This window comes from Arenibacter sp. S6351L, from assembly GCF_023016025.1.
GTDB classification, from domain to species: Bacteria; Bacteroidota; Bacteroidia; order Flavobacteriales; family Flavobacteriaceae; genus Arenibacter; species Arenibacter algicola_B.
In genome coordinates, this window is record NZ_JALKBB010000081.1 from 1 (window position 1) to 1,174 (window position 1,174).

1 protein-coding gene is annotated in these 1,174 nt (G+C 42.2%); it reads right to left on the reverse strand.

Features of this window, described 5'->3' with window-relative positions; translation table 11 throughout:
- Positions 1-1,174 (reverse strand): IS3 family transposase gene (locus tag MWU82_RS23950; RefSeq protein ID WP_247098268.1). Its coding sequence is split into 2 segments (ribosomal slippage), with 1,175 coding nucleotides annotated over them: positions 1-861 and positions 861-1,174; the frame shifts between segments, so codons are not numbered across the junction. This gene is flagged as partial in the annotation.

Here is a 1,174-nt window from a genome sequence, read left to right on the forward strand (position 1 = left end):
TTAACTTCACAGGTTTTTTGTTATGTATAAAATTAGGTGTTTTATAATTAAGGCTCAAATGTGGTCTTCTGTTGTTGTATGTATTGATGGAATCTACAATGAGTTGCTTTAAATCTTTACCGTTGTTACATTTATATATTAAGAATTCCCCTTTCAATATCCCATTGATCCGCTCGGCCAGTGCATTCTGGTAGCAGTCATATCCATCGGTCATCGATGGGGTGATATGGCTGCGCCGGAGCTCCTCTTGATATACGGAAGAACAATACTGTAGCCCCCTATCGGAATGATGGATAAGCTGTTTGTTGGTCAACCTATTGCTATTCGCCATTTTCATTGCCTTTACAACGTTCTCCGCACTCATGTCGTCACTAAGTTCATATCCCATAATCTTTCTGCTATAGGCATCGGTAACCAGGGATAGGTAATGTGTCCTTTCCCTGCTTTTGATATATGTGATATCGCTGACAAAAAATTCTTCCGGCCTTGATACCCTGGCCTGTTTCATCAGATTGGGGTACTTTCTGAGCCAATGCTTGGAATTGGTGGTCATGGTGTAATTCTTCCTTGGTCTTATCAGCATGGACTCCGTACGTAAATGTGCAAATAGGGCATCCCTTCCTATTTTTATATTGTCCCTCCCGAATTCTTCCTTGAGCAGGTAATACAACTTGCGGGTGCCGATCCTGGGCATGTCCATGCGGATACCATCGACCAAGTCCTTCACCTTTGCAAGCTCTTGTCCTCTTTTTAAAGAACGTTTTTCTGATTGATAGACTGCTTGCCTACTTATCCCAAACAATCGACAACAACGAGACAGACTTAATCGCTGTTCTTGCCGGATACGCTGGATTGATTGGGTAAATACTTTTTTCTGATAGAAGTGCCGTACTGTTGGTCCGAGATGTCGATCATCGTATTAAGGATCTTGTTCTTCAACTTCGCGTCAGATAGCTCGCGTTCTAAACGCTTGATCTTCTGGGCAGGGGTTTCTTTGGATTTTGGCATTTGATGTCGAATTGGGTTGCTCCAATCTAAGGTACCATGTTTTCTCAACCAGACCAAAACAGTACTTCTACCTTGAATGCCATAAGCCTTCTGTGCCTGCTTATAGGTCATTTCGCCTTTTTCAACTTGGGAAATAACGGCCAATTTAAAACCTAGATTGTAATCG